At 72.3% G+C, this 24200-nt stretch carries 26 protein-coding genes; 11 read left to right on the top strand and 15 right to left on the bottom strand.

Going from position 1 to position 24200, the window contains the following annotated elements; genetic code table 11:
* Nucleotides 1–36: 36 nt before the first annotated feature.
* Entirely contained in the window at nucleotides 37–918 is an 882-nt protein-coding gene (locus P5G59_RS17900) for an SIS domain-containing protein (RefSeq protein ID WP_301220374.1), read from the bottom strand.
* A gap of 156 nt (nucleotides 919–1074) precedes the next feature.
* Here P5G59_RS17900 and P5G59_RS17895 point away from each other — a divergent pair, with 156 nt between their 5' ends.
* The gene (locus P5G59_RS17895) at nucleotides 1075–2145 is read left to right on the top strand and encodes an amidohydrolase family protein (protein ID WP_301220373.1); all 1071 of its coding nucleotides are present in this window, start codon (nucleotides 1075–1077) and stop codon (nucleotides 2143–2145) included.
* A 25-nt stretch (nucleotides 2146–2170) separates the two neighbouring features.
* On the opposite strand, the gene P5G59_RS17890 is transcribed toward P5G59_RS17895, so the two are convergent.
* Together P5G59_RS17890 and melA are read right to left on the bottom strand one after the other, a co-directional pair.
* The gene (locus P5G59_RS17890; RefSeq protein ID WP_301220372.1) at nucleotides 2171–3019 is read right to left on the bottom strand and encodes a class II fructose-bisphosphate aldolase; all 849 of its coding nucleotides are present in this window, start codon (nucleotides 3017–3019) and stop codon (nucleotides 2171–2173) included.
* A complete protein-coding gene (gene melA, locus P5G59_RS17885; RefSeq protein ID WP_301220371.1) occupies nucleotides 3016–4359 on the bottom strand; it encodes an alpha-galactosidase in 1344 nt (447 codons plus the stop codon). Before melA ends, P5G59_RS17890 begins: the two co-directional genes overlap by 4 nt.
* Nucleotides 4360–4481: 122 nt before the next feature.
* Here melA and P5G59_RS17880 point away from each other — a divergent pair, with 122 nt between their 5' ends.
* Together P5G59_RS17880 and P5G59_RS17875 are read left to right on the top strand one after the other, a co-directional pair.
* Nucleotides 4482–5297, top strand: coding sequence for a DeoR/GlpR family DNA-binding transcription regulator (locus P5G59_RS17880; protein WP_301220370.1), 816 nt, complete (start codon nucleotides 4482–4484; stop codon nucleotides 5295–5297).
* Between the two features lie 72 nt (nucleotides 5298–5369).
* Nucleotides 5370–6248: a serine/threonine-protein kinase gene (locus tag P5G59_RS17875; RefSeq protein ID WP_301220369.1), complete on the top strand. Its 879-nt coding sequence runs from the start codon at nucleotides 5370–5372 to the stop codon at nucleotides 6246–6248.
* Here P5G59_RS17875 and P5G59_RS17870 read toward each other — a convergent pair.
* The 8 genes from P5G59_RS17870 to P5G59_RS17835 all read right to left on the bottom strand — a co-directional run bounded on the left by P5G59_RS17870 (nucleotide 6223) and on the right by P5G59_RS17835 (nucleotide 14197).
* A complete protein-coding gene (locus P5G59_RS17870) occupies nucleotides 6223–8283 on the bottom strand; it encodes an ArnT family glycosyltransferase (protein WP_301220368.1) in 2061 nt (686 codons plus the stop codon). The two genes, P5G59_RS17875 and P5G59_RS17870, sit on opposite strands and share 26 nt — an antisense overlap.
* Nucleotides 8284–8285: 2 nt before the next feature.
* Nucleotides 8286–9551, bottom strand: coding sequence for a bifunctional glycosyltransferase family 2/GtrA family protein (locus P5G59_RS17865; protein WP_301220367.1), 1266 nt, complete (start codon nucleotides 9549–9551; stop codon nucleotides 8286–8288).
* 78 nt (nucleotides 9552–9629) lie between these two features.
* Entirely contained in the window at nucleotides 9630–10220 is a 591-nt protein-coding gene (locus tag P5G59_RS17860) for a hypothetical protein (protein ID WP_301220366.1), read from the bottom strand.
* Nucleotides 10221–10311: 91 nt separating this feature from the next.
* Complete coding sequence (locus P5G59_RS17855) at nucleotides 10312–10797, bottom strand: MaoC family dehydratase (protein ID WP_301220365.1); 486 nt, start codon at nucleotides 10795–10797, stop codon at nucleotides 10312–10314.
* Nucleotides 10794–11759: an alpha/beta hydrolase gene (locus tag P5G59_RS17850; RefSeq protein ID WP_301220364.1), complete on the bottom strand. Its 966-nt coding sequence runs from the start codon at nucleotides 11757–11759 to the stop codon at nucleotides 10794–10796. The genes P5G59_RS17855 and P5G59_RS17850 overlap by 4 nt, the downstream gene beginning before the upstream one ends.
* A 29-nt stretch (nucleotides 11760–11788) precedes the next feature.
* Entirely contained in the window at nucleotides 11789–12502 is a 714-nt protein-coding gene (locus P5G59_RS17845) for an alpha/beta fold hydrolase (protein WP_301220363.1), read from the bottom strand.
* A 74-nt stretch (nucleotides 12503–12576) separates the two neighbouring features.
* Complete coding sequence (locus tag P5G59_RS17840; RefSeq protein WP_301220362.1) at nucleotides 12577–13509, bottom strand: MmyB family transcriptional regulator; 933 nt, start codon at nucleotides 13507–13509, stop codon at nucleotides 12577–12579.
* Nucleotides 13510–13612: 103 nt separating this feature from the next.
* Nucleotides 13613–14197, bottom strand: coding sequence for a TetR/AcrR family transcriptional regulator (locus tag P5G59_RS17835; protein WP_301220361.1), 585 nt, complete (start codon nucleotides 14195–14197; stop codon nucleotides 13613–13615).
* 80 nt (nucleotides 14198–14277) lie between these two features.
* Between P5G59_RS17835 and P5G59_RS17830 the strand changes: the two genes are divergently transcribed.
* Nucleotides 14278–15171 (top strand): AraC family transcriptional regulator, encoded by an 894-nt coding sequence (locus tag P5G59_RS17830; RefSeq protein WP_301220360.1) that lies wholly within the window; start codon nucleotides 14278–14280, stop codon nucleotides 15169–15171.
* Between the two features lie 6 nt (nucleotides 15172–15177).
* On the opposite strand, the gene P5G59_RS17825 is transcribed toward P5G59_RS17830, so the two are convergent.
* The gene (locus tag P5G59_RS17825; protein ID WP_301220359.1) at nucleotides 15178–17154 is read right to left on the bottom strand and encodes an ATP-binding protein; all 1977 of its coding nucleotides are present in this window, start codon (nucleotides 17152–17154) and stop codon (nucleotides 15178–15180) included.
* Between the two features lie 51 nt (nucleotides 17155–17205).
* On the opposite strand from P5G59_RS17825, the gene P5G59_RS17820 reads away from it, so the two are divergent.
* Nucleotides 17206–17628, top strand: a complete 423-nt coding sequence (locus tag P5G59_RS17820; protein WP_301220358.1) for a hypothetical protein — start codon at nucleotides 17206–17208, stop codon at nucleotides 17626–17628.
* A 4-nt stretch (nucleotides 17629–17632) separates the two neighbouring features.
* On the opposite strand, the gene P5G59_RS17815 is transcribed toward P5G59_RS17820, so the two are convergent.
* Complete coding sequence (locus tag P5G59_RS17815) at nucleotides 17633–18226, bottom strand: NAD(P)H-dependent oxidoreductase (RefSeq protein WP_301220357.1); 594 nt, start codon at nucleotides 18224–18226, stop codon at nucleotides 17633–17635.
* Between the two features lie 163 nt (nucleotides 18227–18389).
* Between P5G59_RS17815 and P5G59_RS17810 the strand changes: the two genes are divergently transcribed.
* From P5G59_RS17810 to P5G59_RS17790, 5 genes are read left to right on the top strand one after another with little or no spacing between them, the layout of a single operon-like run.
* Nucleotides 18390–18716 carry a hypothetical protein gene (locus tag P5G59_RS17810; protein WP_301220356.1) on the top strand — a complete coding sequence of 109 codons (327 nt, stop codon included), beginning with the start codon at nucleotides 18390–18392 and terminating at the stop codon, nucleotides 18714–18716.
* Nucleotides 18694–19674, top strand: a complete 981-nt coding sequence (locus P5G59_RS17805) for an FAD:protein FMN transferase (protein ID WP_301220355.1) — start codon at nucleotides 18694–18696, stop codon at nucleotides 19672–19674. The genes P5G59_RS17810 and P5G59_RS17805 overlap by 23 nt, the downstream gene beginning before the upstream one ends.
* Nucleotides 19671–20246: a ferric reductase-like transmembrane domain-containing protein gene (locus tag P5G59_RS17800; RefSeq protein WP_301220354.1), complete on the top strand. Its 576-nt coding sequence runs from the start codon at nucleotides 19671–19673 to the stop codon at nucleotides 20244–20246. The genes P5G59_RS17805 and P5G59_RS17800 overlap by 4 nt, the downstream gene beginning before the upstream one ends.
* Nucleotides 20243–21487, top strand: coding sequence for an NADH-ubiquinone oxidoreductase-F iron-sulfur binding region domain-containing protein (locus P5G59_RS17795; protein ID WP_301220353.1), 1245 nt, complete (start codon nucleotides 20243–20245; stop codon nucleotides 21485–21487). The genes P5G59_RS17800 and P5G59_RS17795 overlap by 4 nt, the downstream gene beginning before the upstream one ends.
* Complete coding sequence (locus P5G59_RS17790; protein ID WP_301220352.1) at nucleotides 21487–21765, top strand: ferredoxin; 279 nt, start codon at nucleotides 21487–21489, stop codon at nucleotides 21763–21765. Before P5G59_RS17795 ends, P5G59_RS17790 begins: the two co-directional genes overlap by 1 nt.
* A gap of 5 nt (nucleotides 21766–21770) precedes the next feature.
* Here P5G59_RS17790 and P5G59_RS17785 read toward each other — a convergent pair whose 3' ends face one another.
* A complete protein-coding gene (locus P5G59_RS17785) occupies nucleotides 21771–22616 on the bottom strand; it encodes an SDR family oxidoreductase (protein WP_301220351.1) in 846 nt (281 codons plus the stop codon).
* A gap of 123 nt (nucleotides 22617–22739) precedes the next feature.
* On the opposite strand from P5G59_RS17785, the gene P5G59_RS17780 reads away from it, so the two are divergent.
* Nucleotides 22740–23456: an SDR family oxidoreductase gene (locus P5G59_RS17780; RefSeq protein ID WP_301220350.1), complete on the top strand. Its 717-nt coding sequence runs from the start codon at nucleotides 22740–22742 to the stop codon at nucleotides 23454–23456.
* On the opposite strand, the gene P5G59_RS17775 is transcribed toward P5G59_RS17780, so the two are convergent.
* On the bottom strand, nucleotides 23440–24192 hold the full coding sequence (locus P5G59_RS17775; protein ID WP_301220349.1) for a GNAT family N-acetyltransferase: 753 nt from the start codon (nucleotides 24190–24192) through the stop codon (nucleotides 23440–23442). The two genes, P5G59_RS17780 and P5G59_RS17775, sit on opposite strands and share 17 nt — an antisense overlap.
* Nucleotides 24193–24200 lie beyond the last annotated feature (8 nt).

Below are 24200 nucleotides of genomic sequence, written 5' to 3'. Positions count from 1 at the left end.
CCGGCTGGACGCGGGCGGGTGGGGCGCCCCCGCGGCTCAGCCGAGCACGATCGAGCGGGTCAGGTGCCTGGGGTTGTCGGGGTCGAGGCCGCGGTGCGCGGCGATCGCGACCGCCAGGCGCTGGGCGTTCGCGAGCTCGACGAGCGGGTCGTGCGTGCTGACGCGCACGGTCGCGCCGGTGCGCTCGATGTCGGCCGGAAGGCTGGGCTCGGCCGGGCCGATGATCCAGACCAGGGAGCGCTCGTCGGCGACGGCCAGCGGGCCGTGCCGGTAGTCGAGGGCCGGATACGACTCCGACCACGCCTGCGCGGCCTCCCGGATCTTGAGCGCCGCCTCCTGGGCGAGGCCGTGGGTCCAGCCGCTGCCCAGGTAGACGAAGTGCGAGAGCCGCTCGGTGTCGACGTCGAGCGGGAGGGCCAGGGCCGCCTCAGCCTCGTCGGGGAGGCCCGCGACGTCCTCGCCGAGGGCGGCACGGGCCAGCAGCAGGAACGTGGTCGGGAAGCGCGTCTGCACCACCGACTCCTCGTCGGCGAAGTCGAGCAGCAGCACGTCGTCGACGCGGTCGGCGACCGGGGAGTCGGCGACACCGGTGACGGCGATCGTGCGCACCCCCTCCGGCAGCGCGTCGAGCGCGTCGATCACCTCGGTGGTGGTGCCGGAGCGGCTGAGCAGCACCACGGCATCGTAGTCGCGCCACGGCCAGGGCTCCGAGGCGTAGGCCGCGTCGGTCATCCCGAACCCGGCGCGCTCGCGCAGCGCGGCGAACGACTCGGCGAGGTATGCCGAGGTGCCGCAGCCCAGCACGAGCACGCGCTGGCCGGGCAGGGTGAGCAGCTCGGTCGCGCGAGCGCTGCGCGTCTCGAGCGCCTCACGCCAGATGGCCGGCTGGCTGGCGATTTCGCGGGAAGTGAGTGTCACGTCTGGTGCTCCTGGTGTCATGTGCGGTGCGCCGCCCGGGTGGTTGGCGTTGATTTATCATTGGCACACACTGAGCGTTTGACAATAAAGATGTGCAGATCGATCATTCAGATTGATCGTTTGCACAAATGCCCCGTCCGTTCCAGAGAGGTTCCGATGACGCACGCCCCCGCTCCCGACCCGTTCGACCTGCGCCTGAAGGACTGGGCGCCCCGCAGCCAGCTGCGGGCGGCCGTCACCGACGTGACAGAGCCCGCCTTCCCCGTGATCGATGCGCACAACCACCTCGGGCGCTGGCTGACGCACGACGGCGACTGGATGATCCAGGACCCGGGCGCGCTGGTCGCGCTCCTCGACGAGTGCGGCGTGGAGACGGTGGTCAACCTCGACGGGCTCTGGGGCGACGAGGTCACTGCGAACGTCGAGCGCTACGACCGCGCCCACCCCGGCCGCTTCGTCACCTTCTGCCAGCTGGAGTGGGCGCGGCTGGCCGAAACCGACGGCGAGCAGGCGCTCATCGCCTCCCTCGACGACAGCGCGGCCCGCGGCGCCCGCGGGGTGAAGGTCTGGAAGAGCCTCGGGCTGACCTTCCGCGACGCCGACGGAACGCTGATCTCGCCCGACGACCCGCGGGTGATCGCGGTGCTCCGGCACGCGGGCGAGCTGGGGCTGCCGGTGCTCATCCACACCGCCGACCCGATCGCCTTCTTCGAGCCGCTCGACCGCCACAACGAGCGCATCGACGAACTCGCGGGCGTGCCGGATTGGTGGTTCGGCGACCGCAGCGTCCACCCCACCTTCGACCGGCTGATGGACGCGCACGCCGCGCTGGTGCTCGCCTGCCCGGGCACGACGTTCATCGGCGCACACGCCGGCGGCGCGGCCGAGGACCTCGACCGCGTCGAGCGGCTTCTGGCCGCCGCTCCCAACTACACGATCGACACGGCCGGGCGGATGGCCGAGCTCGGCCGCCAGCCGCGGCGGTTCGCGCGCCTGGTCGCCGCCTACCCGGACCAGGTGCTGTTCGGCACGGACATCTACCCGGTGACGGCGGAGCAGTACCGCCTGCACTACCGCTTCTTCGAGACCGCCGACGAGGGGTTCTCGTACGACCCGGGCAGCGAAGTCCCCGGTCAGGGCCGGTGGGACGTGTCGGCGCTCGCGCTCGACCCCGCGCTGCTGCAGCGCGTCTACGCGGGCAACGCGCGCCGCGTCCTGAACCTCTGACACGGCACCGCGCGGTGGCGGCGGCTCAGGCCGCGGCCACCACGCGGCAGAAGCCGGTCACCAGCTCGGTCATCGCGCGGCGCGCGGTGGCCGTGTAGCGGCGCGGGTCGACCGCGTCCGGCTGCTCGGCCAGGGAGGCGCGCAGCGCGGCGGTGTAGGCGACGTTGAGCGCCGTGCCGACGTTGACCTTCCGGATGCCCGCGGCCACCGCCTGCGCGATCACGTCGTCCGCGACACCGGACGAGCCGTGCAGCACGAGCGGCACCGGCACGGCCTCCCGGAGCCGGGCGATCAGCTCCAGGTCGAGCTGCGCCGAACGGTCGCGCATCGCATGCGAGCTGCCGACCGCCACGGCGAGGGCGTCGACGCCGGTCGCCGCGACGAACGACGCCGCCTCCGCCGGGTCGGTGCGGACTCCCGGAGCGTGCGCGCCGTCCTTGCCGCCGATCTCGCCGAGCTCGGCCTCCACCCAGACCCCGGCGTCGTGCGCGCGGGCGACCACCTCGCGGGTGGCGGCCACGTTCGCGTCGTAGTCGAGCTTCGAGGCGTCGAACATGAGCGAGCCGATGCCGAAGTCGGCTGCGCGGGGCAGCACCCGTGCGACCAGCTCGCGGTCCTCGATGTGATCGAGGTGGATGGCGAGCGGGGTCCCGGAGGCGGCGGCCGCCTCCCTGCAGGCCGCCAGCAGCGGCTCCGGCGCGCCCCGGAAGGCGATCGCGTTCTCGCTGAGCTGCAGCAGCGCGGGTGCTCCCGCCGCCGCGGCACCGGCGGCCACGGCCTCCACGTGGTCGAGCGAGAGGACGTTGAAGGCGGCGACGGCGCGACCCGTCCCGACCGCGGCCGAGAGCAGTTCCGCCGTGCCCGCCGGGCTCATCGGGCGACGCCGGCGCCGGCCCCCACCGGAGCCGGGACCTCCAGCGTGCCGCCGAGCGCCACGGGCAGGAGGGCGGCGTGGCGCTTCGTGAGCTCGTCGCACAGCGCCCAGATCTGCTCCGGCGTGAGCGAGGACGACGCGTTCGGGTCGGTCAGCACCGCCCGCCGCACCAGCTCCGGGTCGCCCGTGCGGGCGGCCTCGATCGCGAGTTCCGCCACCGAGAGATAGGTGCGGTTGAGCGCGGCTCCCTGCACCGGGATCGCGCCGAACGGCAGCGGGTGCACGCCGTCCACGTCCACCCGGCTCGGCACCTCGACGACGGCCCCCTGCGGGAGGTTGTCGATCAGCCCGTGGTTCACCACGTTCGCGTGGATGGTGCGCTCGGTGCCGGTGAGGATCGAGTGGATGACCTGCGGCGCGTACTCGGCGGCGCCCTCCTCCAGCTGAAGCGCCTCCCCGGCGGCGAGCGCGGCCTTGGCGTGCTCGAACTCGGCCACGTTCTCCTCGGAGATGCCGACGTACTCGAGCGGGCGCAGCCGGAATCGCTCGATCTGCTCCGGCGAGCGCAGGAACCAGTCCAGGTACTCGGAGGAGTGCTCGCTCGTCTCGGTCGGGTAGTAGCCGATGCGGGTGAAGATCTCGACGCGCACGCGGCGGCGCAGCTCCGGGTCGCGCTCGATCGCTTCGCGCAGGCGCGGGTACAGGTCCTCCCCGTCGCGCGACCACTCGACCAGCCACGCCTGGTGGTTGACCCCGGCGGCGCGGTAGTGGGTGCCCTCCAGCGGGACGCCGATCAGCTCGCACAGGTCGTGCACGGTCCAGTAGACGCTGTGGCAGAGGCCGACGGTCTTGATGCTCGGAGCGACGACGGACATCCACCAGACGTTCATGGCCATCGGGTTGGTGTAGTTGAGGAACCACGCGTCCGGGCAGAGTTCGAGCATGTCGGCGGCGATGCCGGAGAGCACGGGGAACGTGCGCAGTCCGCGGAAGACCCCGCCGACGCCGGTCGTGTCGCCGATGGTCTGCAGCAGGCCCGCGGCGGCGGGGACCTCGAGGTCGACCCGGGTGGCGTCGATGCCGCCCACCTGGATCATGTTGATCACGAAGTCGGCGCCGCTCAGCGCCTCCCGGCGGTCGAGTGTCGCGGTGATGCTCGCGGTGCGGCCGAAGCGGCCGGCGACCTGCTCCGCGGTGCCGCGCGCCACCTCCAGCCGCTCGGCGTCGATGTCGTGCAGCACGATGTCGAGCACCGGGAGGTCGTCGAAGCGGTAGAGGTCGGCGAGCAGCTGCCGCGTGAAGACCACGCTGCCCGCACCGAGGAAGACAATCTGAGGCATGCTGCGATCCTGCGATACGGTGTGCGGTGCGCGCAACGAAATGAGCGATTCGGGGCTAAAGTGATCAAGCAGATTGATTGCTTTGCTGTTCGCTTGACGTTCGGCCGACCGAGAGGACCGTCATGGCCGCCCCCAGCGCCGAATCCCTGATCGCCCGCGTCACCTCCGGGCGACGCGCCCAGCGCATGGTGTCCATCCTCGACCTCGTCTCGGAGCGAGGATCGATCGGTCTGGCCGAGCTCTCCGAGACGCTCGGCATCTCGGCGGCGACCGCACGCCGTGACCTCTCCGACCTCGCCGACCAGCACCTCATCGTGCGCACCCACGGCGGCGCCTCCGCGGTGGAGCAGGGCCGCGAGATCCCGGTGGCGCTGCGGGACACACGGTTCCAGGAGGCCAAGCGGCTGATCGCGAAGGCGATGGTGCGGCGGCTGCCCGCAGAGCGGTACGTCGTCGCCCTCTCGGGCGGGACCACCACCGCCAGCGTCGCCCGGGCGCTCGCCAACCACCGCGACATCGCGGTGGTGACCAACTCGCTCTCGATCGCCGGGCTGCTCTCCGGCTACCCGGGCGTGCGGGTGATCATGACCGGCGGCTTCCTGCGCCCGCAGTCGCTGGAACTCGTCGGAGCGCTCGCGGAGAGCACCTTCAACGCCGTCAACGTCGGCACCGCCATCCTGGGGGCCGACGGCGTCAGCGCCGCGACCGGGGTGACGACCCACGACGAGACCGAGGCGCGCACCAACCGCGCGATGGTGGCGAAGGCCCAGCGCACGGTCGTGGTCGCCGACGGCTCCAAGATCGGCAACGTGGCCCTGGCGCAGATGGCCGAGATCTCCCAGGTGGAGATGCTGATCACCGACTCCAGCGCCGACCCCGCGCAGCTCGACCTGCTGCGCGACGCAGGCGTGGAGGTCGTCATCGCCGACCAGGAGTAGCGGCTCCTACCGCGGTCGCGCTTCCCCGTCTACCCGGCGGCGGAAATTCGCGGAATCCCGGAAGATGATGGGGTGAGCAAACCCCCGGCCCCGATCCCCCTGCTGCTCGGCAGGTACCGGCCGGAGCGGCTGCTCGCGCGCGGCGGATCGTCGATGGTCTTCCGCGCCCGCGACGAGAACCTCGGCCGGGACGTCGCGGTGAAGCTGTTCTCCTCGGGCAGCCACGGCGACGTCGCGCGGTTCCGGGCCGAGGTCGGCGTGCTCGCCGCCCTTCGCCACCACGGGGTGGTGTCGATCCTCGACGCAGGGGTCGACGACTCCTCGCCGCAGGACCCGCGACCGTTCCTCGTCATCGAGCTGGTGGAGGGCGACACCCTCCGCGCACTCCTGGAGGCGGGCCCGCTGTCGACCCGGCGGATCGGCGAGGTCGCGTTCGAGGTCGCGGAGACACTCGAGTACGTCCACGCGCGGGGCGTCATCCACCGCGATGTGACGCCGTCGAACATCATGATCGTCGACTACCGCACCCGGTTCTCGCGTCCACGAGCCAGGCTGACCGACTTCGGCATCGCCATCGACGCCACGCAGCCTCAGGAGTTCACGGAGGAGACGTTCGGCACCGCCGCCTACCTGAGCCCCGAGCAGGTGCGGGGCGTCGCACTGACGCCGGCGTCGGACATCTACTCGCTCGGCCTCGTGCTGCTGGAATGCTTCACCAGGACGGTCGCATTCCCCGGGGCACCCGTGGAGTCGGCACTGGCCCGGCTGGACCGGGATCCGGAACTGCCCGACAGCGTCCCCGAGCCCTGGCGCACTCTCATCCGGTCGATGACACTCGCGGACGCGCCGGACAGGCCGTCCGCGGCGGACGTCGCGACCGCAGCGCGCGCGGCGCTGCGGTCGGACCGCGAGAACTCCTCCGATCTCACTCCGTCAGGTCGTAGAGGGTGACCCCTCCCACGGTGGTCGCCGTGAAGTTCTCCTCCACCCAGCTCGCGATCTGACTGGATGCGTCGCTGCCGCCGTTCGACCGGCCGACGCCGCCCGAGACGAAGTAGTGGATCTTCCCCTCGGCGACGTACTGCTTGAACTGCGCGAGCGTGGGCGACGGGTCGGAGCCGTTGAAGCCACCGACCGGCATCACGGCCTCCTGGGTTGCCAGCTGATAGCCGGCGGCCGAGTTGGAGCCGACCGCCGCGGCGACCCAGGTGTACTTCGAGGCATCGGCCTTCAGGAGGCTGCTGAGCTGGGAGCTGACGGTGCCGGAGTCGAGGAGGCCGCCCATCCCGCCGCGGGTGCCGCCGGTGGCGGTGCCGCCTGCGGCGTTGCCGCCGTTGGTGGTGCCGCCGGGCGCTCCGCCCGGGAAGCCGCCGGCCGGCGGCGCGCCCTGGGCGCCGTTCGGTGCTCCGCCGAACCCGCCCTGCCCGCGCGGCCTCGCTCCCCCGAAGCCGCCCATCCCGCCCGACACGGTCGGTCCCGCCGTGACGATCGAACCGGTGTGCCCGGTGGTCACCGTCTGCAGGGTGTACGCCGTCGGCGCCAGCAGCGCACCGACCAGGGTCACGGCGATGGTCGCGCCCGACAGCATCCGGCTGCGCGGGGGAAGGAGCAGCAGCACGGATGCCGCGAGCGCGACGATCAGCACGACGACCTTCAGCCACGGGAGCCAGTCGGTCGCGCGGTCCAGCAGCACCCAGGCCCACACGGCGGTGCCGAGCATCGTCACGGCCGAGAGGATGCGGATCCACAGCTTCTCGCGCGACCGCCAGACGGCCGAGGCGCCGATCGCCACGACGCCGGCGAGCGCCGGGGCGAGAGCGACGGTGTAGTACGCGTGGAAGATGCCGGCCATGAAGCTGAAGGCCAGCGCGGTGACGATGAGCCAGCCTCCGAACAGCAGGAGGGTCGCGCGGCCGGGGTCGGTGCGGGCGAGCGTGCGGCCCAGCACCAGGGCGACGACGAAGAGGACGAGCGCGGCGGGCAGCAGCCACGTGATCTGTCCCCCGATCTCGTTCTCGAACAGCCGGAGGATGCCCGTCGAGCCCCACATCCCGCCTCCCCCGGCTCCGCCGCCGCCGGTGACGCTGCCGGTCTCGTTGCCCGTGAGCCGGCCGAAGCCGTTGTAGCCGAAGGTCAGCTCCAGGAAGCTGTTGCTCTGCGAGCCGCCGATGTACGGCCGCCACGAGGCGGGGACGAGCTCGACCACGGCGACCCACCAGCCGGCGGCGACGACGACTGCGCCGAGCGCCGCGAACAGGTGACCGAAGCGCTTGGCCCACGACACCCGTGCCGCGGCGAGGTACACGCCCGCCAGCACCGGGAGGATCAGGAAGGCCTGCAGCTGCTTGGTGAGGAACCCGAAGCCGACGGCGACGCCCGCCCAGATCACCCAGCGGATGCGGCCGGACTCGATCCCCCGCAGGGTCAGGTAGGTCGCGAGGGTGAGCAGCAGCACGAGCAGCGCATCCGGGTTGTCGAACCGGAACATGAGCGCCGCCACCGGCGTCAGGGCCAGGACGCCCCCGGCGAGGAGCGCCGTGCGGGCGGAGAAGTGGCGCCGCACGGTCAGGTAGACGAGCCACACCGTCGCGACGCCCATCAGCGCCTCCGGCACCAGGATGCTCCACGAGCTGAGGCCGAACAGGCGCACGGACAGGGCCATGATCCACAGGCTCGCCGGCGGCTTGTCGACCGTGATCGAGTTGGCGGCGTCGCTGGAGCCGTAGAAGAACGCCTCCCAGTTCACCGAGCCGGCCTGCACGGCGGCGGAATAGAAGGAGTTGGCCCAGCCGCTGGCGGCGAGGTCCCACAGGTAGAGGAGGGCGGTGACGGCGAGGAGGCCGAGCAGCGCCGGACGCTCCCAGGCGGCGGCGTCCTCCCGCCCGCGGACGAGCCTCCGGAGGCCGGTGCGGAGCCGGCTGCTCGGCGGCTGGGCCGGGACTTCGGTCGGGTTCGGCGCGGTGGTGGGCGCGGTGGTGAGGGACATGGTCACTGCTCCGTTTCGGTCGGGACGAGCACGCGGGCGGGGTCGGAGGGTCGGTCGGCGTCGGTGGGATGCGGCGGAGTGGTCCGGTCGCGGCCGGCCCGGAAGACCCAGAGCCGCAGGAGGACGAAGCGCAGCAGCGTGGCCAACAGGTTGGCGGCGGTCAGCACGATGAGCTCGACCCGGGTCGATGCACCGGGTGCGGTCGCGTGCAGCACCGCGAGCGAACCGCTCGTCAGCGCCCAGGCGATCCCGAAGACGATGAGGCCCTGGAACTGGTGCCGCACCATCCCTGGCCTCCCGCGCACGCCGAAGGTGAAGCGCCGGTTGGCCCACGTGTTGGCGACGGCGGTCAGCAGCAGGGCGGCGAAGTTGGCGACCTGGCCGCCGAGCACCCCGGAGAGCAGCAGATAGAGCAGGCCGTACGCCGCGGTGGAGAGCACGCCGACGATCGCGAAGCGCACCACCTGGCCGACGAAGCTGGGAGGCGACGGCGGCGCGAACGGCCGCCGCCCGAGCTCCGCGTACACCGCCTCCAGCGGGATGCGTCCGCGCGCGATGTTGGTCCCGACGCGCACCATCCCCTTGAGGTCCTCGCGCGCGGTGCGCACGATGTCGACCGAGCTGTGCGGGTCGTCGACCCAGTCGACCGGGATCTCGTGGATGCGCAGCCCCGCCCTCTCGGCGAGGATCAGCAGCTCTGTGTCGAAGAACCAGCCGTCGTCCTCCACCAGGGGCAGGATCCGCTGGGCGACGTCGCGGCGGATGGCCTTGAAGCCGCACTGGGCGTCGGAGAAGCCGACCGCCATCGTGCGGCGCAGAAGGAGGTTGTAGCTGCGGGAGATGAACTCGCGCTTGCCACCGCGGGTGACGCGCGACGTCCTCCCGAGGCGCGTGCCGATCGCCAGGTCGGAATGGCCGGAGAGCAGCGGCGCCACCAGCGGCGGGAGCGCGGCGAGATCGGTGGAGAGGTCCTCGTCCAGGTAGACGAGCACCTCCGCCGGCGAGGATCCCCACACCGCCTTGAGGGCGCGGCCGCGGCCCTTCAGCGGCAAGTGCACGGCGACGACGTGGTCCAGCTCCGCGGCGAGCCCGTCAGCCAGCGCCGGCGTCGCGTCGGTGCTGGCGTTGTCGGCGATCGTGATCCGCCAGCTCTCCTGCACCGCATCGGTCAGGTAGCGGTGCAGCCGGCGGAGGGAGGCCTCGAGCGTCGCCTGCTCGTTGTAGACGGGCACGACGATGTCGAGGGCGAGGGTCGTTGGCTGAGACATGCCGGCAACCCTGCCGCCGTGACATAACCGTGACCTTTCGCACGGTTATGTCCCGGCGATGGGTGTTCTGACCGCTTGCTATGCGGAGGCACTCACTCCGCTGGATGCGTCCGCGCTCGTGTCGCTCAGCTCTTCGAAGGCGGACTCGAGGGCGTCGTCCTCCGCGTCCTTCTCATCCGTCACCCCGGTCTTGACGATCTTCTTCTCCGCGTTGGTGAGCAGCGCCTCGACGTCCAGCCCCTTCGGGTCGACAGCGATGATCAGGAGGCCGGCCTGTCCGGACGACAGCGTCTTCCCCATCTCCTCCACGGTCTCCTTGGGGATGTTCCGGTAGAAGTGCCCGATGAGCCCGCCCGCACCGGCGAGCGCGCCGGCGCTTGCGACCGCCCCTGCTCCCGCGCCGGCGGCGGCCAGGGTGGTGATCCCGAGCGGCGGCACGAGCACCACGAGCGACGCGCCGATGATGGCGCCTCCCCACGCCAAGTGCTTGGCGGTGGAGTCGTGGCGGTCCACGACCAGCTTGCCCTCATCGTCCTTGGCGACGACGGCGATGGCGAGATGGTCCAGCTCGCCCTGGTGCTTCGCGCCCCGGATGATCTCGTAGTCCTCGACCGCGGCGTCCCTCGAGGCGTAGGTGGCGACGGCGACCGTCGTCGGTTTCGTTGACATGGCTTTCTCCTCCCACAAGCCCGACGCCGTAACGGTACGACCGGCCGGAGCCGCCGACGCGGGCCGAAGGTCCCACGTCGGCGGCATCCGTTCAGGCGGCGTCCGGAGTGCGGCGCAGCAGGTAGGTGTGCTCCCCCGTCAGGACCACCTCCGACCGCTGGTTGTGCACCGTGACCGCGGCGGTCACGACCCCGTTCGGCCCGTCCGGCGTGAGTGCGGTGATCTCCAGCTGGGAGTAGAGGGTGTCTCCGGCGTGCACCTCGCCCAGGAACTGCGCGGAAAGGCCGGTGAAGGCGATGAACACCTCGCCGATCACATGCGGGAACAGCGTCGCACCGGGCGCCGTGAACGCCAGCACCTGGAGTCCGTGCACCACGGGTGCCGAGTGCCCGTGCGCCTTCGCCCACACCTCGTCGTAGTGCACGGGGTGGTTGTCGGCCGAGACGGCCTGGAAGGCGGAGGCGTGGGCGTCGGTGAGCGTGCGGCTCGGCGCACGGAAGACCTCGCCGATGCGCAGCTGCTCGAACGTGCGCGGCTCCACGATCGCGAAGTCGAGCGGATTGAAGTCCCCGCTCATGCGGCGAGCCATGCGCTGAGGAACGCGACCGCCTGCGCGACGGCGGCCTTCGCCTGCGGGGTGTCGTGCATGCTGTTGACCATCACGAAGTCGTGGATGATGCCCTCGTAGCGCACGCCGGTCACCTCCACGCCCGCCCGCCGCAGCTTCGAGGCGTACGCCTCGCCGTCATCCCGCAGCACGTCGCACTCGGCGTTGATCACCAGCGCAGGGGGCAGCCCGGCGAGCTGCTCCTCGGAGGCCCGGAGCGGCGAGACGGTGATCTGGGCCCGCTCGGCGTCGCTCGTCGTGTACTGGTCCCAGTACCACTTCATGGCGTCGCGGGTCAGCCAGTAGCCTTCCGCGAACTCCTGGTACGAGCCGTCGTCGAACGCGGCGTCCGTCACCGGGTAGAACAGGACCTGGCCGCGGAAGGCGATGTCGCCGCGCTCCTTGGCCATCAGGGTCAGCGCGATCGCCATGTTGCCACCGACCGAGTCGCCCGCGATCGCGATGCGGCTGCCGTCGAGGCCCTCGTCCGCGCCGTGCTCGACCGCCCACTTCGCGGCGGCGTACGACTGCTCGTTCGCGACCGGGTAGTGCACGTCGGGCGACCGGGTGTACTCGGGGAAGACCACCGCGGCTCCGGTGCCGACGGCGAGGTCGCGGACCAGGCGGTCGTGGGTGTGCGCGTCGCCGAAGACCCAGCCCGCGCCGTGCGTGTAGACGATCACCGGGAGGCTGCCGGTGGCCCCCTTCGGCTTCACGATCCGCACGGGCACCGACCCGGTCGGGCCGCCCTCGACGGTGATCCACTTCTCGTCGACGTCGGGCTTGAAGATCTCGGAGTCCTGCACCTGGTCGACCGCTTTACGGCCCTCCTCGGGCGGCAGCTGGTACAGGTACGGCGGCTCGACGGTGCCCTCGCAGAAGGCCTGCGCGGCGGGCTCGAGGGCGTAGCCCTTGGGGTTGGCAGTAGGCATGCTCTGTTCTCCTCCTGGGGTGACGATGGTCAGGACAGCTCGGCGGCGGCGTCGGCAATCACCTTCGCCACCTGCTCCGGGTGGGAGCGCATGACGAGGTGCGGCGCGTCGATCTCGACGACCGAGCGCAGGCCGGCCCGCTTGTAGCCGAAGCGCTCGACATCCGGGTTGATCGTGTGGTCGTTCGCGGAGACGATGCCCCAGCCGGGCTTGGTCTTCCAGGCGGCGACGGGCGCGGTCTCGCTGAAGGCGAGCGCGGCGAGCGGCCGCTGGGAGGCCGCGAGCACTTCGGAGACGGAGCGGTCGACGCCCGCGGCGAAGACGTCGGGGAAGGCGTCCACCTTCACCGAGACGTCGGTGCCCGGCTCCGCTCCCTCGATCGGGAACGGTGTGTAGACCAGGTTCGCGGCGAGGTCGGAGTCGGGGAACCCGCCCTGGAGCTGCCCGAGGCTCTCGCCCTCGTCGAGCGCGTAGCCCGAGATGTAGACGAGGCCGACCACATTGTCCGCCGCGCCGGCGACGGTGATGACGGCGCCGCCGTAGGAGTGGCCTGCGAGGAGCACGGGTCCGTCGATCTGCTCGACCACCGAGCGGATGTAGGCCGAGTCGCCCAGGAGGCTGCGGTTCGGCACGGCGGGCACGCGAACGGTGTGCCCGTGGTCGAGCAGGATGCGGGTGACGGGAGCGAAGCTCGCCGCGTCGGCGAAGGCTCCGTGGACGAGGACGATGGTGGGTGCGGCCATGGTGGCGTTCCTTTCTCAGGGGTTCGCTCGCCACGCTAGGCAGTGCCTCGCGCGGTGTCGTGTCCCTGCGAGGATCACCGTCCGGGATCGGGCTGCACCAGTTCGTCGGGGCCGGGGCGGTCCTTCCCGGCCGCACGGATCGCCCGGCCGACGCGGTCCTTCGCCATCAGGTACTCGATGGCGGAGGCGGCCGGCGACCCGGGGTCGCCGAAGAAGGTCGTCAGGTACTGCCCGCCGCCCGGCACCTCGAGGGTCTGCCAGCGGAAGGGGATGTAGCCGAAGGGCTCCACCGCGACGAGGGCCGCGCCCTGGCGCTGCGGGTGCGCCTCGTGGCTGGCCCACGCCTCCCGGAACACGCGGGAGCGCGACGACAGCGACGCCACCAGGAGCTGGAGCCGCGCGTCCAGCGGGTCGGCGTGGAAGCGCAGGTTCGCCGCCGCCGACCGGATCGAGCGGTCCCAGAAATCGCGCTCGCCGGCGTCCTCGCCCTCGCGGGAGGACCGCTCCGAGCCCGCGACGATCGCCTCGATCAGGTTCGCTCCCGGCTCCAGCTGCAGCGGGACGAAGCAGCGCCCGAGCGCGTTCACCGCCAGCACGTCCTGGTTGCGGTCGACCACGTACGCCGGGGACGACGTCCACTGCTCCATCATCGTGGCGACGCTGTCTAGCGTCTCGGTGTGGGAGGCGTCGGGCGCAGCTCCGCCCGCGGTGCCGCGGCGCGCGGGCGGCGACTGGCCGGCGAGGCGGAACAGGTACTCGGTCGCGTCGGCGTCCAGCCGCAGGGCTCTGCTCAGGGCGAGCAGCACCTGCGGCGAGGGCTGGTGGTCCTTGCCCTGCTCGAGCCGCAGGTAGTATTCCGGGCTGATGCCGGCCAGCGACGCCACCTCCTGCCGCCGGAGCCCGGGCACCCGGCGCCGCGCCTCGGCGGGCAGGCCGAGATCGGCCGGTCGGGCGGCGTCCCGGCGGGCGCGCAGGTAGGCGCCCAGCGCGGCGTTCGCGGCGCTCATCCCTCCCGATCTCCGTGCCGGTTCGCCCTAACTGGATTCACCGTTCCAGATTGCCGTATGCGGGGCCGAAATGGGTACAGATCTGCGCGATCGGCCGATTCCGTCAGGCGGCGCGGAGGGCCGGCGTCAGGTGCTCCAGCGCCGACGAGGCGATGTCGCGCAGCCGCTGCGGCTCCTGCTCGATGCGGCTGAACTGGATGAGGCCCTGCGACACGAGGACGATCTCGGCCGCCAGCAGCGCCCGCCCGTCGCCGGCGACGCCCTCGAGCGCGAGCCGCGCATCCACCAGGCGCTCCATCTCGGCGATCGCCCGCTGGGCGACCTCGACGACCTCGGGCCAGTCCCGCCCGACCTCCGCGAGCGTGTTGAGCATCAGGCAGCCCCAGCTCGGCTGGTGGGAGGCGCAGTCGTCGATCACTGCCTCGAAGAACGAGGCGACGGCATCCTGCGCGTCGGTGCCCTCGGCCATCGCACCGCGGACCATGTCGACACGGCCGGCGCAATAGCGCTCGAAGACGAGCAGGAACAGCTCGGGTTTCGACCCGTAGGCCGCGTAGATGCTGCCGTTCCCGACACCGGAGACCGCCGCCACGTCGGACATCGACGTGGCGGTGTATCCCTTCTCCCAGAAGAGGGACGTGCTCCGTTCGAGGAGCGCGTCCTCATCGAACTCGCGGCGGCGCGCCATGCGTCGAGCGTAGCAACGCCGCGCACTCCCCCGCCGGGGTCGTCCGCATGCGATGCTGGAAGCCCGACCCCTGGAGGGACATGCGGCTCCCGACCGACCCCACCTGCGTCCTGGTGCAGATGACGGCAACGACGCACGCCGAGGAGGCGGTGTACCGCCGCATGCGACGGCACTCGTTCGGGCATGTCGGGCTGGCCCAGATCGCCTCCGTGCCGCAGACCGTGACCGCCCACCTGGGCGAGGTGCCCGCGCAGGCGATGGAGTCGACGCAGTTCCAGCTGGTCCACTCGGGCAGCCTCATCCTGCAGCAGGGGGACGTGCAGACGCGGTTCGCCGCGGGCGACCTCGCCGTCTACGACGCCAGCCGGCCGTTCTCGTTCGTGTATCCGCGGGAGTTCCGCACCACCATCGTGCAGGTGCCGACGGTGCTCCTCCGGGCACGGGGAGTGCTGCCCGAGTCGCTCAACGGCAGGACCGTCGCCGGCGACTCGACGGGGCGTCTCCTCCTCGAAGGGATGCTGCGCGGGGTGCCGGGACCGGGAGCGCAGCACGGGTACGGCGGCCCGTACGCCCTGTCGCACGAGCTGGTCCGGGCCGCACGCTCGATGCTGATCGAGCTCGGGCACGGAGAGGGAGAGCCTGACGGCCTCCGGACGGACCGGCTGGTCGAGAAGGCGATCGACCGGATCCACGCCTCCTTCGCCGACCCGGGCCTCACGGCGGCGACGCTGGCCTCCGCGTTCCACGTCTCGGTGCGGACGTTGTTCGCCGCCTTCGAGGCGGAGGGCCGCACCGTCGGGGCGACCATCCGCGCGGCACGGACGGCGGCGGCGGAGCGCCTGCTGCTGACGACCGACGCGACCGTCGCGGAGATCGCCCATGCCGTCGGCTACACCGATGTGACGGCTTTCATCCGCGCGTGGAAGGCGGCCACCGGCACCACGCCCGCGCGCTGGCGCCGCTCGGTGCGCTGAGGTGCCTCAGGGCGCGCGGACCAGCTCGATGGTAGCCCGCGTGCCGCCGCCGGGCCCGCAGGCCAGTCCGACCGAGCCCTGGTTGCGCTCGACGAGGGCGGCGACGATCGCCAGCCCCAGCCCGGTGCCCGGGACCGCCGCCCGCTCCATGCCGGGGGCGCGGTAGAAGCGGTCGAACGCGTGCGCCAGCTCCTCCTCGCTCATGCCCGGTCCCGTGTCGGACACGACGATGGTCGCCGTCGTTCCGGAGGCGGACGCGGAGACGGTCACCGCGCCGCCCTCCGGGGTGAACTTCACCGCGTTGGAGAGCAGGTTCGTCAGGATGCGCCCGACGTCGGCGGCATCGGCCACGGCGACGCCCGCCCGCCCTTCCGTCCTGAGGGCGATCCGCTTCTTGGCGGCGACGACGCTCAGGTCGCCGAGGGCCTGGCCGATCTGCTGGTCCAGATCGACGTCCTGCCGAACGCCGCCTTCGGCCTTGCCGTCCGCAGCGCTCAGGGTCAGCAGGTCCTCGACGAGTGATCCGAGCCTCGCGGCGTTCCGGCCGATGACCTCGATCCAGGAGCGCTCCTCGCTTCCGAGCGAGTCGTCGTCGGCGAGCAGCTCGCAGAAGCCGATGATGCTCGTGATGGGCGTCCGAAGCTCGTGGCTGGTCGTCGCGACGAAGTCGCCGCGCTGGCGTTCGAGGTCGATACGCGTCGAGTGGGCCGCCTCCTGCGCCTGTTGCGCAGCGAGCGTGGCCGCCTGCAGCCGGAGCGTCTCGGTGACGTCGACGAGCTGAACGGCGAACCGGTCCTCCTCGTCGGGTATCGGGTTGGCCGCGACGGTGAGCGTCCTCTCCCCCGACGGCAAGGTCGCGGTCCCGGCGCCGGCGAGGGCGGCTGTCGCCGCGTCCGCGATGGGGCCGTCCCAGAGCGCGCCGCCGTCGGAGGGCAGGAGTTCCGCCGCCGTCCGGTTCGACCAGACGACGCGCAGCGTCCCGTTCCCCGAGCGCTCGGCGATCAGGAGGCCGACCGCTGCTTCCACGAGGCTGCCCGAGAGCAGGCGGGAGGTCGCGACCAGCCGGCGGTTCGAGGCCCGCAGCTCGTACTGCGCCGTCGCGAGCACGATGGCGAAACCGGAGAACGTCACCAGGAAGGCCTCCGCCGTCCCTGCGCGGAGCGCCACGTCCAGGGACTCCACGTTGTACGGCCCTCCGCCCGCGATCGTGAGTCCGAGCATCGTCACCGACGCCAGTAGCGTCTCCGTCACCACCACGCGGATCGGGAACCGGAACGACGCCCACGCGAGGACCGGGTACGGGACGAACGCGAGCGACAGGTGCACGGACGGATGGAACACCAGCGCGATCACTCCGGCCAGGATCGCGGCCTGGACGACCATCTCGGTCACCGTCGCCCGCACGGGCAGCGGCGGCGGCAGCAGCCCGAAGGGCGCGATCATCAGCACGGCGGCGGCGTGCGAGGCGGCGACCAGCGCTGCCGTCGGCAGGAAGGGGACGCCGGAGAGCGCGGAGACCGTCGAGCCGGCGAGCACTCCGATCACGATCGCGCCGCAGACGACGGCGAGCACGAATCGGGCTGCCGCGGCCAGGTTCCGCAGGGTCGGGTCGCCCTTTCCCGACGAGAGCAGCACGGCGAGGACGACGAGCGCCTCCAGCGCATTGGCCAGGCCGAACGCGGCGGCGACGGCGGGCGGACGCCCGGCGACGACGTTCGCGACCGCGGTGGTCAGCAGGATCGCTCCGAGCGCCCACGCCTGTTCCCGCCGCGTGCGGACGACCAGCACCAGCAGCACGGACAGCCCGGCGGCGGGCCACCAGACGGCGACGGAGCTGTGCGAGGGAGCGAACTCGACGCCGAGGATCGACGCCGCGAAGATCAGGACGAGCGCGACCGCCCAGCCCCACCAGGGAAGCCTCGTCGAGAACCACGATCGTCTCGTGGGTTCGGCGAGACTCGCATCCATGGCGATGTCGCTCACACCATGGACCGTACCAGCCGCCGGATTGCGGACGTCTGGGATCATGAGCGCATGGAGCCGGACGGGCGTCCCCTCGGGCGGGCATGGACAGGCGTGCGCGCGGTCGACGTCGTGGATGTGTTCAGCTACCTCGTCGTCCTCGGCCTCTTCATCCAGGTGTTCCCCGCCGTCATCTCCGAGAGCTTCCTCGTCGCACTGCTCACGGCGGTGCTGCTGAAGCTCGTGCTCGAGCTCGTCCTCGCCGTGAAGAAGCGGATCGTGGCGCGGATCCGGAACAGCGACCGGGCGTTGATCCGCGTGGTCAACGTCGTGGCGCTCCTCCTCGTGCTGCCGGGCAGCAAGTTCCTCGTGCTCGAGCTCGTCGACCTCGTGTTCGGCGACGCGGTCCACCTGGGCGGTTTCTTCCAGGTCACCCTGCTCATCGTCGTGCTGATGCTGGTCCGTGGCGGGGTGCGACGGCTCGTCATCCGGTGACCCGTCACCTCCGCTCGCTCAACGCCCCGAGGATCGCGTCGACGGATGCGGCGACGGCGGCGCTGCGGGTCGCGGCGTCCTCGCTCTCGGAGTCGTGGAGGAAGGTCATCGCGCCGCGCCGGGCCCCGCAGTAGTCGACGATGCCGTGCTGGAGCTGCGTGCGCATCGCGCTCGCGTACTCGTGCCGATCGTAGACACCGGCGTCGTCGCCCGCGACCGCGAGGATGTGGATCGTCAGGTGCCCGAGCCTGCGTTCGATGCCGCCCTCCGCGCCGATGGCGAACGCCCATCCGTTGGAGAAGACCCGGTCGATCCAGCCCTTCAGCAGCGCGGGCATGGACCACCAGAACACGGGGAAGACCAGGACGACGTCGGTCGCCCGGTCCAGCCTCTCCTGCTCCCTCACGACATCGGCCGGGGCGTCCCGGCCCGTCAGGTAGGTGTGCCGGTCGGCGAGGGTGAACCGGGGATCGAACCCCTCCCGTGCGAGGTCCGCGTGCTCCACCTCGGCGCTCCCCGACGCCTCCCGCAACGCCTCGACGATGCCCGAGGTCAGGGACGGTGTGTGCGGGTGGGCCGTGACGATGAGGATGGTCATCCCCTCATCCTCCACCGGGTTCCGGTCCGGCCGCGCCTGCATCCCGGAGCCGCCCAGCACCGGGTTCCCAAAGGGCATTGCCAGCGTTCACCCACGCCACGTAAGAATCCGTCAAGAATCCGCGACGACCCTGGAGGCAGGTGATTCGAAACGGAGGCGCACCATGGCGACACGGGAACGCGGCAAGCGCATCGCCGGCTGGCTGACCGGGCTGATCGGCGCAGGGAGCCTGGCCGTCACGGCGATCATGTCGGGCGTGCTGCTCGGCAGCACCCACACGGCATCCTCGACCACCCCCGCGTCGACGACGCCCTCCTCGGGTGAGTCGTCCGGGAGCTCCTCCGAGTCGTCGCAGCCGTCCGATCCGTCGACCGAGGGCGACGACGAGCAGCAGGCGCCGGCTGCTCCGGCCCCGGCCGCTCCGCAAGCCCCGGCGCCGGTGGCTCCGAGCCAGGGAGGGCAGAGCAGTGGCACATCCTCTGGCTCCTGAGCTCACGTCCGCGCGTTCCGACTGGCGGGTGTGGAGCACGGACGCCTCCGTCGTCGTCGAGCGCGGCGACGTCATCGACGCCGCCCGGGCGATCGCGGACGACGTGCTGGCCGCCGTCGGCGCGGCGTGCGACCGCTTCGACCCGGCGTCCGAACTCTCCCGTCTGGCGGATGAGCGGGCGGCACGCGGCGTGGAGGTGTCCCCGCTGCTCGCGGACCTCGTCGCCACGGCGCTTCGTGTCGCCGAGCGCACCGGCGGAAGCGTCGACCCCACGCTGGGCCGTGAGCTCGCCCGCTGGGGCTACGACCGCGACCTCGAGGAGCTCGACGCGACTGCCGCCACCTCCGACACGGGCCGGCCCGCCACGTTCACCGTCTCCGTGACGCGGCGCTCCCCCGGCTGGCGCGCCGTCCGCCTCGACGGCCGCACCCTGACGCTGCCCGCGTCCCTGCGCCTCGACCTCGGCGCCACCGCCAAGGCGTACGCCGCCGACCTCGTCGCCGCGCGGATCGCGAGCGGGCTGGACACGGGTGTGCTGGTCTCGCTCGGCGGCGACATCGCGACGGCCGGCACGACATCCGCCGGCGGGTGGGAGGTGCTCGTGCAGGACGCGCCGGCCGACCCGTCGCAGCAGGTGTTCCTTCCCGACGGCAGCGCCATCGCGACCTCCAGCACGCAGAAGCGCCGCTGGCGGCACGAGGGACGCGTCCATCAGCACATCCTCGACCCCGCCTCCGGGGCTCCCGTCGTCCCGGCCTGGCGGTCGGCGACGGTCGCCACGGCCGACTGCGTGGAGGCCAACGCCCTCAGCACCGCCGCGATCGTCCGCGGGCGCGGCGCACCCCGCTGGCTCGCCGAGCAGCGTGCGGCCGCGCGCCTGGTCGACCTGCAGGGGCGCGTCGTCGCGACCGGCGCATGGCCGGCGCCGGATGCGCTGCCGTCCGGAGGTGCGCGATGAACGAGATGCTGTGGGCCTTCGGGCGGGCGAGCGGCGTGATCGCGCTCATCCTGTTCACGGTGACGGTGCTGCTCGGGATCGTCACCCGGTCCGGACGACCACTGCCCGGGATGCCTCGGTTCTCGGTCTCGCTCGTCCACAGGAACGTGTCGCTGCTGGCGGTCGTCTTCCTCGTGCTGCACGTCGGGACGCTGATGTTCGACTCCTACGCGAAGCTGAACCCGATCGACGTCGTCGTGCCGTTCCTCGGCTCCTTCAAGCCGTTCTGGCAGGGGCTGGGCACCGTGGCCTTCGACCTGGTCGCCGCGATCGTCATCACGGGCCTCTTGCGGCGCAGGATCGGGCAGCGCGCGTTCCGGTTCGTGCACTGGTTCACCTACGCCATGTGGCCCATCGCCGTCGTGCACGCGATCGGCAACGGCACCAACGGCACGAGCGGCTGGTTCCTGCTGCTCGCGGCCGGCTCCGCCCTGCTCGTGCTCGCTGCGGTGATCTGGCGGGCGTCGGCCGGGTTCCTCGAGCATGCGCAGACCAGACGCATCGCCGACGTCTACCGGGAGGAGACACGATGACCATGACCTCGGAGCCGTCGACGGCCCCCGCCGTCCAGGCGCCGGCCGGCGCGCAACGCGTGCTCGCTGCGGGCGCGGCGGCCGACCACGAGGCGCACCTGCGCACGTTCGGACCGCTCCCCCTCCGCGACCCAGGCGCGCTGCTGGACCAGCTCGAGGCCTCCGGGCTCACCGGCCGCGGCGGAGCGGGCTTCCCGGCCTGGCGCAAACTCGCGGCCACCGGCGCGGCCGCGGCAGGGCGGCGGCGGGGACGCGCGCCGCTCCTGATCGCGAACGGCTCCGAGGGCGAGCCGCTCAGCTGGAAGGACGAGGTGCTGCTGCAGAACGCGCCGCACCTCGTGATCGACGGGATGCTGACCGCCGCCCGCACCCTCGGCGCCCGCAACGTGCTCCTGTACGCGGGGTCCGGCTCCCTCGCCTCCGTCGAGCGGGCCATCGGCGAGCGCGCCGACGCCCGCGGTATCGAGGTCGTGGAGGCGGCGGACAGCTTCATCGCCGGTGAGGCCAGCGCGGTCGTGAACGCCATCGAGAACGACGACCCGCGGCCGATCGACCGCACCGTGCGGCTCTCCGAGTCCGGTCTTCGCGGCCGGCCGACCCTCGTGCACAACGTCGAGACCATGGCGCACCTCGGGCTCATCGCCCGCTTCGGCGGCGCCTGGTTCCGCTCGGTCGGCTCGCCGGAGGACCCGGGGACGCGGTTGATCACCCTCAGCGGCGACCTCCCGCGGACGGGCGTGTTCGAGATCGCCACCGACGCGACCCTCGACGGCGTGCTCCGGGCAGGCGGCCTGGAGCCCGGCTCGGCCGCGGCGGCCCTGATCGGCGGCTACCACGGCGCCTGGGTGCCGGCGTCGTCGTTCGGCACGCCGCTGACGCCTTCCGGCCTCGAGCCGTTCGGCGCGCAGCCGGGGGCGGGGATCGTCCACGTGCTCTCCGATCGGCGCTGCGGCCTGCGGGCCACGGCCGACATCGTCGAGTACCTGGCCGGCCAGACCGCCGGCCAGTGCGGGCCGTGCATGTTCGGGCTGCCCACGCTGGCGACGCGGTTCACCTCCCTCGCCCGCGGCCAGGCCGCCGAGGAGAGCGCCGCCGAGCTTCGGCGCGTGTCGGGCCTGATCGTCGGCCGCGGCGCGTGCCACCACCCGGACGGCACGGTGCGACTCATCCGCAGCGCGCTCGACGTCTTCGCCCACGACGTGCGCGCCCACGCCACCGGCCGGTGCACGAGGAGGGCGTGATGGGAGCGACGACGGGCACCCACGCCCTGCACATCGACTGGACCCGCTGCGACGGCCGCGGTCTCTGCACCGAGATCCTGGAGCGCGCGCTCACCCGCGACGACTGGGGCTACCCGGTCGCGACGCGCGGTGCGCCGGAGCGCCGGACGGATGCGCCGCTGCGGGAGGACGAGCTCGAGGACGCCGAGGAGGCCGTGCGGCTGTGCCCGCTGGCCGCGCTGCGCCTGACCCGGGTCGCCGTCCCCGCCGCACCACGTCCCGCCCGAAGGAGCCGCTGAGCGCCTCAGTCGCCGGCGACCCAATGGGCCGTCACGTGCTGCACGTGCGCGCCGTCGAGGTCGCTCAGCTTGACGCCGGCGAACCGGCGGGCGGCCTCCGAGGTCTGGACGCGCGCCGCAGGCGCCGGGTCGAGCAGCGTCGCGACGATGACCTCCGCGACGCCCTCCGCCGTCTGCGCCGCGGACGGGTCGAAGGCCGCCGCGGTGCGGACGAGGTAGGCGTCGAGCAGCGGGGCATACGGCGTCCCCGCCACCGGCAGCGCCTCCTGCGCCTGCACCGAGGCCACGAACTCGGTGCGCACGGCGCCGGGCTCCACGACCGTCACGCGCACACCGAGCGATGCCGCGACCGGAGTCAGCGACTCCATGAAACCCTCGACCGCGAACTTCGCGGCGCAGTAGGCCTCGTTGAAGGGCTGGCCCACCACGCCGCCGACGCTGGTGACGGTGAGGAGCCGGCCGCCGCGTTCGCGCAGAAGCGGCAGGGCGGCCTTCGTCGTCGCCACGACGCCGAAGAAGTTGACCTCCATCACGGCCCGCACCGCCGCCACCGACTCGACCTCGATCGTCCCGAGGTGGCCTGCGCCCGCGTTGTTGACCAGCGCGTCGAGGCCGCCGTAGGTCGATCGGACGTATGCGAGGCACGCGTCGATCGACTCCTGGTCCGTTACATCCAGCGGCTGGACATCCACCTCCACCCCGGCCACTGCGGCCGCCTCCCGCAGGGGCCCGGCTTTGCCGGTGTCGCGCATCGTCGCGACGACGCGGAAGCCGCGGCGCGCGGCCTCCACCGCCGTCGCGAGACCGATGCCGGAGGAGGTGCCGGTGACGAGCAGGATCGAATCAGCCATGACGGCATTCTCCACCCGGGACGCGGCGGCGGCATCCGGATGTCAGCGCTCTGTAAGCGCCATGAAAGCGGCCGGTGCCATCGTCGTCCTCAGGACAGCGGACCCGAACAGGAGGAGGCCGCGATGATCGACGGCTACGAAGACATGACCGTGCTCGTCACGGGAGCCAACCGCGGACTCGGCGCAGCCTTCGCCGACGCACTCGTCGGGCTCGGCGCCAAGAAGGTGTACGGCGCCGCCCGCGATCCCGAGACGGTCCGGGCACCCGGGGTCACGCCCGTCCGGCTGGACGTGACCGACCGCCGCCGGATCGCCGACCTGGCGCAGGAGCTGTCCGACGTGACGATGGTGATCAACAACGCCGGCATCCACCAGCGCGCCTCGGTCTTCGACGACACCGTCGTCGACGTCGTCGAGTCGGTGATGCGGACGAACCTGGTCGGGACGCTCGCGGTGAGCGCCGCGTTCGCCCCGAGGCTCATCGAGAACGGCGGCGGGATCATCGCGAACATGCTCTCCGCCGGCTCCTGGCTCGCCGGCCCGGGCAACCTGGCCTACGCCGTCTCCAAGGCCGCCGCCTTGTCCCTGACGAACAATCTCCGGGCCGAGCTGAGCCCCCGCGGCGTGCAGGTGACCGCGATCCACGCCGGCTTCATCGACACGGACATGATGGCCTCGTTCCCCGGACCGAAGCTCAGCCCGCGGGAGGTCGCCGAAGCCGCCCTGTCCGCCATCGCCGCAGGAGCGCAGGAAGTGCTCATCGACGAGATGTCGCGGCGGGCGAAGGCGGCGTCGGCCCAGCCGGTGCCCGCGTTCGCCGGTCTCACGACGGCGGGCTGACCCAGCACTCCCATGCTCCGACATCGGCGAAGCCGAGTCGCCGGTACACCGGATGGCCCTCGGGGCTGGACTGCAACCAGGCGCCCGCGGCGCCGTTGCCGAGCGCGTCCTCGACGATGCGAGCGGTGACGGCCGACCCGTACCCCTTCCGCCGGCGCTCCGGCGGCGTGGCGACGTTGAAGATGCCGACGTGGTCCTGCAGGAACAGCCCGAGGCCGGTGGCGACCGGCTCGCCCTCCACCTCGGCGACATAGAACCTGAGCGCCGAACCCTCCGCCGTACCGAGCCGCGTGATCGGGGAGAACAGCGCGGGCGGCGCCCCGAAGCCTGCCGCGGCGATCTCGGCATGGAGGACGACTTCGGCGGCCCCGAGCCTCCGGATGCGGAGGCCGTCAACCATCACCGGATCGGGCCGCGCGGCCGTGTACATCAGGGGCATGTCCTCATCACGGATCAGGCCGGCGCCGGCCGCCGCATCCCGGCCTTCCGCCGAGCCCGACACGAACTGCGCGCAATACGGCAGCCCGGCATCCCCGACGGCCGACAGCAGCTCGGGCAACCGGTCCGTGTCGGGCCGCGCGGACCACACCCCGTTCATCGTGGATGCCGACAGACCGGTGACGGACGCGACCTGGTCGCCGTGCCGGAGAGACCAGCCGCCCGCCACGTGCTCCCCCAGCCATTCGCGAGCGCCCACCAGCAACGACGATGCCTGCTCGAACGAGGCCGGTTCCATGAGCGGAA

The sequence above is a fragment of the Leifsonia virtsii genome (assembly GCF_030433675.1).
GTDB classification, from domain to species: Bacteria; Actinomycetota; Actinomycetes; order Actinomycetales; family Microbacteriaceae; genus Leifsonia; species Leifsonia virtsii.
Note: the sequence above shows the minus strand (reverse complement) of the source record. Positions and strands in the feature narration are given on the sequence as shown.

Bases quoted from the DNA above. Each gene is read 5' to 3' on its own strand.
- P5G59_RS17785 (WP_301220351.1), bottom strand. From the start codon at position 22,616: ATGGCTGATTCGATCCTGCTCGTCACCGGCACCTCCTCCGGCATCGGT.
- melA (WP_301220371.1), bottom strand. From the start codon at position 4,359: ATGCCTCAGATTGTCTTCCTCGGTGCGGGCAGCGTGGTCTTCACGCGG.
- P5G59_RS17890 (WP_301220372.1), bottom strand. From the start codon at position 3,019: ATGAGCCCGGCGGGCACGGCGGAACTGCTCTCGGCCGCGGTCGGGACG.
- P5G59_RS17880 (WP_301220370.1), top strand. From the start codon at position 4,482: ATGGCCGCCCCCAGCGCCGAATCCCTGATCGCCCGCGTCACCTCCGGG.
- P5G59_RS17775 (WP_301220349.1), bottom strand. From the start codon at position 24,192: ATGGAACCGGCCTCGTTCGAGCAGGCATCGTCGTTGCTGGTGGGCGCT.
- P5G59_RS17790 (WP_301220352.1), top strand. From the start codon at position 21,487: ATGGGAGCGACGACGGGCACCCACGCCCTGCACATCGACTGGACCCGC.
- P5G59_RS17815 (WP_301220357.1), bottom strand. From the start codon at position 18,226: ATGACCATCCTCATCGTCACGGCCCACCCGCACACACCGTCCCTGACC.
- P5G59_RS17865 (WP_301220367.1), bottom strand. From the start codon at position 9,551: ATGTCTCAGCCAACGACCCTCGCCCTCGACATCGTCGTGCCCGTCTAC.
- P5G59_RS17855 (WP_301220365.1), bottom strand. From the start codon at position 10,797: ATGAGCGGGGACTTCAATCCGCTCGACTTCGCGATCGTGGAGCCGCGC.
- P5G59_RS17795 (WP_301220353.1), top strand. From the start codon at position 20,243: ATGACCATGACCTCGGAGCCGTCGACGGCCCCCGCCGTCCAGGCGCCG.
- P5G59_RS17820 (WP_301220358.1), top strand. From the start codon at position 17,206: ATGGAGCCGGACGGGCGTCCCCTCGGGCGGGCATGGACAGGCGTGCGC.
- P5G59_RS17850 (WP_301220364.1), bottom strand. From the start codon at position 11,759: ATGCCTACTGCCAACCCCAAGGGCTACGCCCTCGAGCCCGCCGCGCAG.
- P5G59_RS17800 (WP_301220354.1), top strand. From the start codon at position 19,671: ATGAACGAGATGCTGTGGGCCTTCGGGCGGGCGAGCGGCGTGATCGCG.
- P5G59_RS17870 (WP_301220368.1), bottom strand. From the start codon at position 8,283: ATGTCCCTCACCACCGCGCCCACCACCGCGCCGAACCCGACCGAAGTC.
- P5G59_RS17835 (WP_301220361.1), bottom strand. From the start codon at position 14,197: ATGGCGCGCCGCCGCGAGTTCGATGAGGACGCGCTCCTCGAACGGAGC.
- P5G59_RS17895 (WP_301220373.1), top strand. From the start codon at position 1,075: ATGACGCACGCCCCCGCTCCCGACCCGTTCGACCTGCGCCTGAAGGAC.
- P5G59_RS17845 (WP_301220363.1), bottom strand. From the start codon at position 12,502: ATGGCCGCACCCACCATCGTCCTCGTCCACGGAGCCTTCGCCGACGCG.
- P5G59_RS17780 (WP_301220350.1), top strand. From the start codon at position 22,740: ATGATCGACGGCTACGAAGACATGACCGTGCTCGTCACGGGAGCCAAC.
- P5G59_RS17840 (WP_301220362.1), bottom strand. From the start codon at position 13,509: ATGAGCGCCGCGAACGCCGCGCTGGGCGCCTACCTGCGCGCCCGCCGG.
- P5G59_RS17830 (WP_301220360.1), top strand. From the start codon at position 14,278: ATGCGGCTCCCGACCGACCCCACCTGCGTCCTGGTGCAGATGACGGCA.
- P5G59_RS17810 (WP_301220356.1), top strand. From the start codon at position 18,390: ATGGCGACACGGGAACGCGGCAAGCGCATCGCCGGCTGGCTGACCGGG.
- P5G59_RS17860 (WP_301220366.1), bottom strand. From the start codon at position 10,220: ATGTCAACGAAACCGACGACGGTCGCCGTCGCCACCTACGCCTCGAGG.